Raw genomic sequence first — 6280 nt, forward strand, 5'->3', positions numbered from 1 at the left:
TCTGCCGCTGCCGCGCGGCTGGCGCGAGGCACGCCACTGGAGGAAGGTCTGAGCCGCCGGGCGCGCCCCGCGCTCCTCGCGGCGGCGCTGGCGGCAGCCATGGCACTCACCGCGGCCGGCGGGTCCCGCGCCGCGGGCGCACCCGGCAAGGCGACGGAAGGAGCGAGCGCGATGAACTCGATCAGCCTGCAGTTCGCCGAGTACAAGGGGGACCCCGCCGAGCTGGCGCGGCGCGTCGACGCGATGCTCGCGGCCGCGGCGGCGCCCGCGACGAAGGAGACGCCGCTGGCGCTGGTCTCGCCGCACGCCGGCTACGTCTACTCGGGGGCGATCGCGGCGTACGCCTACCGCGCCGTGCAGGGGAAGAGCTTCGACACCGTCGTCGTCATCGGGCCGAGCCACCGCGACCCCTTCACCGGCCTGTCGGTCTACGACACGACGCGCTTCGACACGCCCCTCGGGCAGATCCCGTGCGACCGCGAGCTGATCGGCAAGCTCCTCGGCGCCCACCCAAGCATCGGCTACCGGCCGAGCGCGCACCGCGACGAGCACTCGCTCGAGGTGCAGGTCCCCTTCCTGCAGCGTGCGCTCTCCGGGTTCAAGATCGTGATGGTGGTGGCCGGGCAACGCGACCCCGAGGCCGAGCTGACGCTGGTCAACGTGCTGGCCGAGTACGCGAAGCACAAGCGCCTGCTCGTGGTCGCCAGCTCGGACCTCTCGCACTACCACGGCTACGCCGAGGCGAACCAGCTCGACGCCGTCGCGCTGCGGTCGATCGCGGCGCTCGACTCCCTGGCGCTGGAGAAGGACATCCGCGCCGGGCGCTGCGAGGCCTGCGGCATCCTGCCGGTGCTCATCACCATGGAGTACGCGCGGAAGATGGGGGCCCGCCGCGGCGTGCTGCTGAAGCAGGCGAACTCCGGGGACACCGCCGGGCCGAAGAACCAGGTCGTCGGCTACGCGGCGCTCGCCTTCTACGCGGAGGCCGCCGCCGGCGCGGGCAAGGCGGGCGACGGCGCGAAGAAGGCCGGCGGCTCGCACGACGTGAAAGCCCCCGGCGGCGGGCACCTCGACGCGAAGGCGCGCGCGGAGCTGCTCGGCATCGCGCGGCGCGCGATCGAGGGCGCCGTGCGCGACGGGCGGCCGCCGGAGCCGAAGACCGACAACCCGGCCCTGCAGAACCCCCAGGGCGCGTTCGTGACCATCACCATCGGCGGCCAGCTGCGCGGGTGCATCGGCACGTTCCGAGAAGACACGCCGCTGTATCGCGCCGTCTCGCAGATGGCGGTGTCCGCGGCGCAACAGGACCCGCGCTTCCCGCCGCTGGCGGCGGCGGAACTGCCGCGGATCCACCTGGAGATCTCGGCGCTCACGCCGATGCGGCCGGTGGCCGACGTCAGGGACATCGAGGTCGGCCGACACGGCCTCTACATCACCAGGGGCTTCAACTCGGGGGTGCTCCTGCCGCAGGTCGCCACCGAGTACGGCTGGGACCGCACCACCTTCCTCGAGCAGACCTGCCGCAAGGCCGGCCTGCCGAAGGAAGCCTGGAAGGAGGGCGCGAAGGTCCTGAGCTTCGAGGCGGAGGTCTTCGGGGAGGAGTGAAGACCGTCGCGTTCCACACCATCGGCTGCAAGCTCAACCAGTACGAGACGAACGACCTGGAGCGCCAGTTCGCGGAAGCCGGCTGGGAGGTCGTCCCCTTCGGCGAGCCGGCCGACGTCACCGTCGTGAACACCTGCACCGTGACCGGCCGCTCCGACCACCGCTGCCGCGCGGCGCTGCGCAAGGCGCGGCGGGCGAGCCCGGCGGGGACGGTCGTCGCGGCCGGCTGCTACGCGCAGGCGCAGCCCGACGCGGTCGGCTCCATGGCGGAGGTCGACCTCGTGCTCGGCAACCGCGGGAAGGCGGCGGTCTTCGAACACCTGGGCGAGGAGGGCCGGCCGCGCGGGGCCCGCATCGCCATCGCCGGACCCGCCGCGGGGCCCGCGCCGGGGGCCCCCGCGCCCTTCGTGCCGATCCGCGCCTTCTCCGGGCACACGCGGGCGTTCGTGAAGATCCAGGACGGCTGCGACGCGCGCTGCGCCTACTGCATCGTGCCGCAGGCCCGCGGCGGCAACCGCAGCCTCCCCGAGACGGACGTCATCGCGCAGGTCGAGGCGCTCATCGGCGCCGGCTATCCCGAGGTGGTCCTCACGGGCGTGCACCTGGGAACGTGGGGGCGCGACCTGCGCCCGCAGCGCACGCTCGCCGCGGTGCTCGCCCGCATCGTGGCGCTGCCGGGCCTCGGACGGCTGCGTCTCTCGTCGATCGAGCCGACGGAGTTCACGCCGGAGTTGCTGGAGCTGCTGGCCTCCTCCCCCGCCATCTGCCCGCACCTGCACATCCCGCTCCAGAGCGGCGCCGCCGCCGTGCTCAGGGCGATGCGCCGGCCCTACGGTCCCGGCGAGTTCGCGGCGCTGGCGGAGCGCCTGGCGGCGACGCTGCCCGACCCGGGCATCGGCGCCGACGTCATCGCCGGCTTCCCGGGCGAGCGGGCGGAGGACTTCGAGGAAACGGCGGCGCTCATCCGCGCGCTGCCGCTGACCTACCTGCACGTCTTCCCGTACTCGCCGCGGCCCGGCACGCCGGCGGCGGCGATGCCGGACCAGGTGCCGCCCCCCGAGCGCGAGCGCCGCGCCGCCCTCCTGCGGGCGATCGGCCGCGACAAGGCCGAGGACTTCCGGCGGCGCCACGTCGGCCGCACCGTGCGGGCCCTCGTGGAGGGGCGCGCCGGGCGGGCGCACGGCCTCACCGGCAACTACCTCAAGGTCGAGGTCCGCGCCGGTGCGGCGGACATCGGCACGTTCCGCGACCTCAGAATCCTGCGCCTCGACGGGGGGACGCTCCATGGCGAACTGCTTGGATGACCGCCGGTTCCTCGGGCTGGCGCTTGCCGTCGCGCTGGCCGGTGCGTGCGCAACGCCCGCAGCCACGCCGAAGGGGCCGCTGCTGCTGCACCCGGTTCCGCCGGTGGCGAAGGGCTACAGCCTCGTGCAGGGGGCGATCGTCTACGCGGGGTCCGGCGTGACGATCTCGGCGCGCCCGTGGGACTACCGCCTCGTGGCGCAGGAACTCGCCCGCTCGGGCGAACCGAACCCCTTCGGCGCGAGCGAGGAGGCCACCGGACGCTTCCTCTTCATCCGGGTGCGGCTCGAGAACCGCTCGGCGCGGACGCTGGTCTTCAACCCGCTGCGCGCGACGCTGGTGCAGGAGGGCGAAACCCCCATCATCCCGGTGGAGAACGGCGACCTCGTCGCCTTCGCCGGGGAGGACATCGTCGCGGCGGAGGCGCTCGCGCGCACGTTCCGGCGGCTGAGCTTCGATCTCACCGCCACCGTGCCGGCCGGCGGCACCCTCGAGCGCTACCTGGTCTTCCGCGCGCCGGATGGCGGCCCGAAGAAGCTGCTCGAGCTGCGGCTCGACGACCTCTGGCTCGGGCCGACGGCCTTCGACCTGCGCTTCCCCTTCGAGTTGTTCCCGGGGAAGTAGCGGCTCAGCGAAGCGGCTGGAGCGCCTTGGAGCGCTTGAGCTGGAAGGCCGTGTATCCGACGGTCTTCTCGACCTCATCGAGGTAGTCGCCCTGGCAGAGCGCCACCGCCGCCGCGAGGCCATCGGCGATCAGCGGCGCCAGGTCCGACCCCGGCGGCAACGTCACGCCCAGCGACAGCAGGTAGGCCTGCGCCAGCGTCGCGAAGTCCTGGACCACCCCCGCGAACGCGTCAGCCGGCGGCAGCTGCATCACCCCGCCGTAGGCGATCATGCGCCCGCGGAACCAGGTGTCCCAGCCGACGATGAGCCCGGCCGCCTGCTCCTGCGTCAGCCCCGCGGCGACGAGGCCGGGCGTCCAGGCGCGCAGCAGCAGTCCCTCGAGCGGCTGCGCGGGACGAGCCGCCGAGGCCGCCATCAGTCCTCCCACGTTCGGCGAGGCCTGCGCGACGATCAGGTCGCCCGCGGACTCGACGAGGTTGTGACAGATGTCGAGCGACGCCTGCGGCGTGAGGCCCAGCGCGACGAGCGCGGCATACCGCGGGTCCTGCATCAGCAGCTGGTTCAGGGCCTGCGCCTTGGCGATGACGTAGCCTTCCGCCGGATCGAGGGTGAGCGAGGCGACGTGCGCGGTCCGGTCCGACCCCCGCGCCTCGCTGTGCCCGAGGAAGCCGTAGAGCGAGGCCTTCTCCCAGCCGCGACGCAGCGAGTCGTTCAGCCCGGCCTGGTCGTAGTGGGTGAGCGCGTAGAGGTAGGGGACCAGCGGCGCCAGTTGCGGGTAGTCCGGCGAGGCGAAGATGAAGTTGAAGAGGTCCGGGGCCATGCTGCCGTAGACCTCGTCGAGGTCCACCGGCCCGGCCTGGGCGCGCAGCTCGTGCCCGATGTAGGCGTGCGTGGCCGATCCCCAGCCGAAGGCGGGACCCGCCGATGCGAGCGTCGCCGCAAGCAGGAATGCCAGTGCCGTCGATGCCTTCTTCATGGTCCGCTCCTCCCGTCTGCGTCCGTGGCGCGGCCGGCGGCCCCGCCACCCGATGGCCCGGGCGCCTGAAAGCGTGGGGCGCATCAGGCGCCATGTCGCTGCGTTCGGAACCGAAGAGGACGAGAATCGGTACGGTAAAGGTACGCCCCGCCGGAACGACCGTCAACGTCCTGGCGGACGGCGCGTCAGCGGTGCGTCAGGGCGCTCTTCAGGAACCACAGGCCGAAGCCGATGAGGAGCAGCCCGGCGCAGAAGTAGATCGCGCGGGGCAGCCGCCCGGCCCCGCCCGCGCCGCGCGCCAGCGCCGCGGTCACCAGCCAGTACCAGCCCAGGTCGCAGGCCCAGTGCACGAGACCGAAGAGGACCAGGCCGACGAGCCCCCAGGCCGAGGCCTTCACGACCAGCGCGGCGCCGATGGTCGCCCACCAGATGAAGAAATAGGGGTTCACCAGCGTCGCGACGGCGCCCGCCGGCAGCGCGCTGTACGGGAGGTCGGCGGCGCCCGCCGTGAGCGCGCCGCGGGCGCGGACGATGCCGGCGCCGAGGTAGACGAGCATCGCGCCGCCGACGAGGCCGACGGCGACGGTGAACGGCCGCGACGCGAACACCGTCCCGAATCCCAGCGCGATGAGCGCGATCAGCGGCATCTCGACGACGCCGTGCCCGAGCCCGATCTTCAGTCCGGCGTGCGGCCCCTCCGGGCCCTTGGCGATGGTCACCGCCAACAGCGGCCCCGGGACGATGACGCCCGAGAGCGAAATCACGACGATGCTGGCGAGGAAGACGAACAGCCCGGAGTCGATCATGCGGCACGGGAAGACTTGGAACGGTCCGACGCAGCAGAATCGAGCCGAGACAAGGAGCGCGACGCGGGAATGCCGAGGCGTACAAGTACGTACGCCGCAGGCCGTGGCTCCCGCACTCGCTTCGCTCGCACGGGCAACGAACGCACCGCAGCCGCAGGCCGATTATGCAAGCCGGAATCACGGGAAACGCGGCACTCCGGCGGCGCAGAATCGAGCCGAGACAAGGAGCGCGACGAGAGGATGCCGAGGCGTACAGGGAGGTACGCCGCAGGCAGACGCGAGGAGTGCGACGCGGTCGCAGGCCGATTGTGCCCGCCGGAAACCTTGGCGCGCCCGGCAGGAATCGAACCTGCGACCCCAGCGTCCGGAGCGCTGTGCTCTATCCCCTGAGCTACGGGCGCAATGCGATCCAACGACGGCACTATGCCCGAACTCCGCCGGCCCGTCAACCGGGACGGGCGCCGATAAGGGGCCATCTGCGGCGTTGCCCTCCTCGCGTCTGCCTGCGGCGGGCACCAGCCCGCCTCAGCATCCGCAGCGTCAGGCGCCTTGCATCTGGACCCTTCTGAGCGGCCTCCCCGTTCCGTGTCTCGCCGGATAAGTTGCGTTCGCGGCCGCGCGGCTGTACAGTCCCCGCGGGCGTTGGAGCCGGCCGGGCGGTCGCCGGCGGCGGCGCGAGCCGTCGCGGGAGGAAAGTCCGAGCTCCGGAGGGCAGGGTGCTCCGTAACGCGGAGTCCCGGCGACGGGAAGGACAGTGCCACAGAAAGCAAACCGCCCCGGGTCCCCCGCCGCGTGCGGGGGAGTGCCCGAGGCAAGGGTGAAACGGCGAGGTAAGAGCTCACCGGTTCCCCGGGTGACCGGGGAAGCCTGGAAAACCCCACCCGGAGCAAGACCAAATAGGCTCCGCCTTCCTCCCTCGGGGGGAAGAGGGTTGCCCGCCTGGATTGCCGCGAGGCAGGGCGGAGCG

5 protein-coding genes, 1 tRNA gene and 1 other RNA gene are annotated in these 6280 nt (G+C 72.8%); 4 read left to right on the forward strand and 3 right to left on the reverse strand.

Going from position 1 to position 6280, the window contains the following annotated elements; all coding sequences use genetic code 11:
• From amrB to VI078_14585, 3 genes are all read left to right on the forward strand, one after another.
• Nucleotides 1-1605: AmmeMemoRadiSam system protein B (gene amrB / locus VI078_14575; GenBank protein HEY6000510.1), on the forward strand; the 1605-nt coding region annotated here is incomplete at its 5' end.
• The gene (mtaB, locus tag VI078_14580) at nt 1602-2909 is read left to right on the forward strand and encodes a tRNA (N(6)-L-threonylcarbamoyladenosine(37)-C(2))-methylthiotransferase MtaB (protein HEY6000511.1); all 1308 of its coding nucleotides are present in this window, start codon (nt 1602-1604) and stop codon (nt 2907-2909) included. The genes amrB and mtaB, both read left to right, overlap by 4 nt.
• Nucleotides 2890-3531, forward strand: coding sequence for a hypothetical protein (locus VI078_14585; protein HEY6000512.1), 642 nt, complete (start codon nt 2890-2892; stop codon nt 3529-3531). The genes mtaB and VI078_14585 overlap by 20 nt, the downstream gene beginning before the upstream one ends.
• 4 nt (nt 3532-3535) lie before the next feature.
• On the opposite strand, the gene VI078_14590 is transcribed toward VI078_14585, so the two are convergent.
• From VI078_14590 to VI078_14600, 3 genes are all read right to left on the reverse strand, one after another.
• Entirely contained in the window at nt 3536-4507 is a 972-nt protein-coding gene (locus VI078_14590; GenBank protein HEY6000513.1) for a hypothetical protein, read from the reverse strand.
• 185 nt (nt 4508-4692) lie between these two features.
• A complete protein-coding gene (locus VI078_14595) occupies nt 4693-5313 on the reverse strand; it encodes a LysE family transporter (GenBank protein HEY6000514.1) in 621 nt (206 codons plus the stop codon).
• Between the two features lie 325 nt (nt 5314-5638).
• Nucleotides 5639-5714, reverse strand: a tRNA-Arg gene (locus tag VI078_14600).
• A 243-nt stretch (nt 5715-5957) separates the two neighbouring features.
• Between VI078_14600 and rnpB the strand changes: the two genes are divergently transcribed.
• Nucleotides 5958-6280, forward strand: an RNA gene (gene rnpB, locus VI078_14605) — RNase P RNA component class A; the annotation flags it as partial.

The organism is bacterium (assembly GCA_036524115.1).
In the GTDB taxonomy this organism is placed as follows: Bacteria; JAUVQV01; JAUVQV01; order JAUVQV01; family DATDCY01; genus DATDCY01.

Coding starts and splice junctions, on each gene's coding strand:
- VI078_14590 (HEY6000513.1), bottom strand. CDS start 4,507: ATGAAGAAGGCATCGACGGCACTGGCATTCCTGCTTGCGGCGACGCTC.
- VI078_14595 (HEY6000514.1), bottom strand. CDS start 5,313: ATGATCGACTCCGGGCTGTTCGTCTTCCTCGCCAGCATCGTCGTGATT.
- VI078_14585 (HEY6000512.1), top strand. CDS start 2,890: ATGGCGAACTGCTTGGATGACCGCCGGTTCCTCGGGCTGGCGCTTGCC.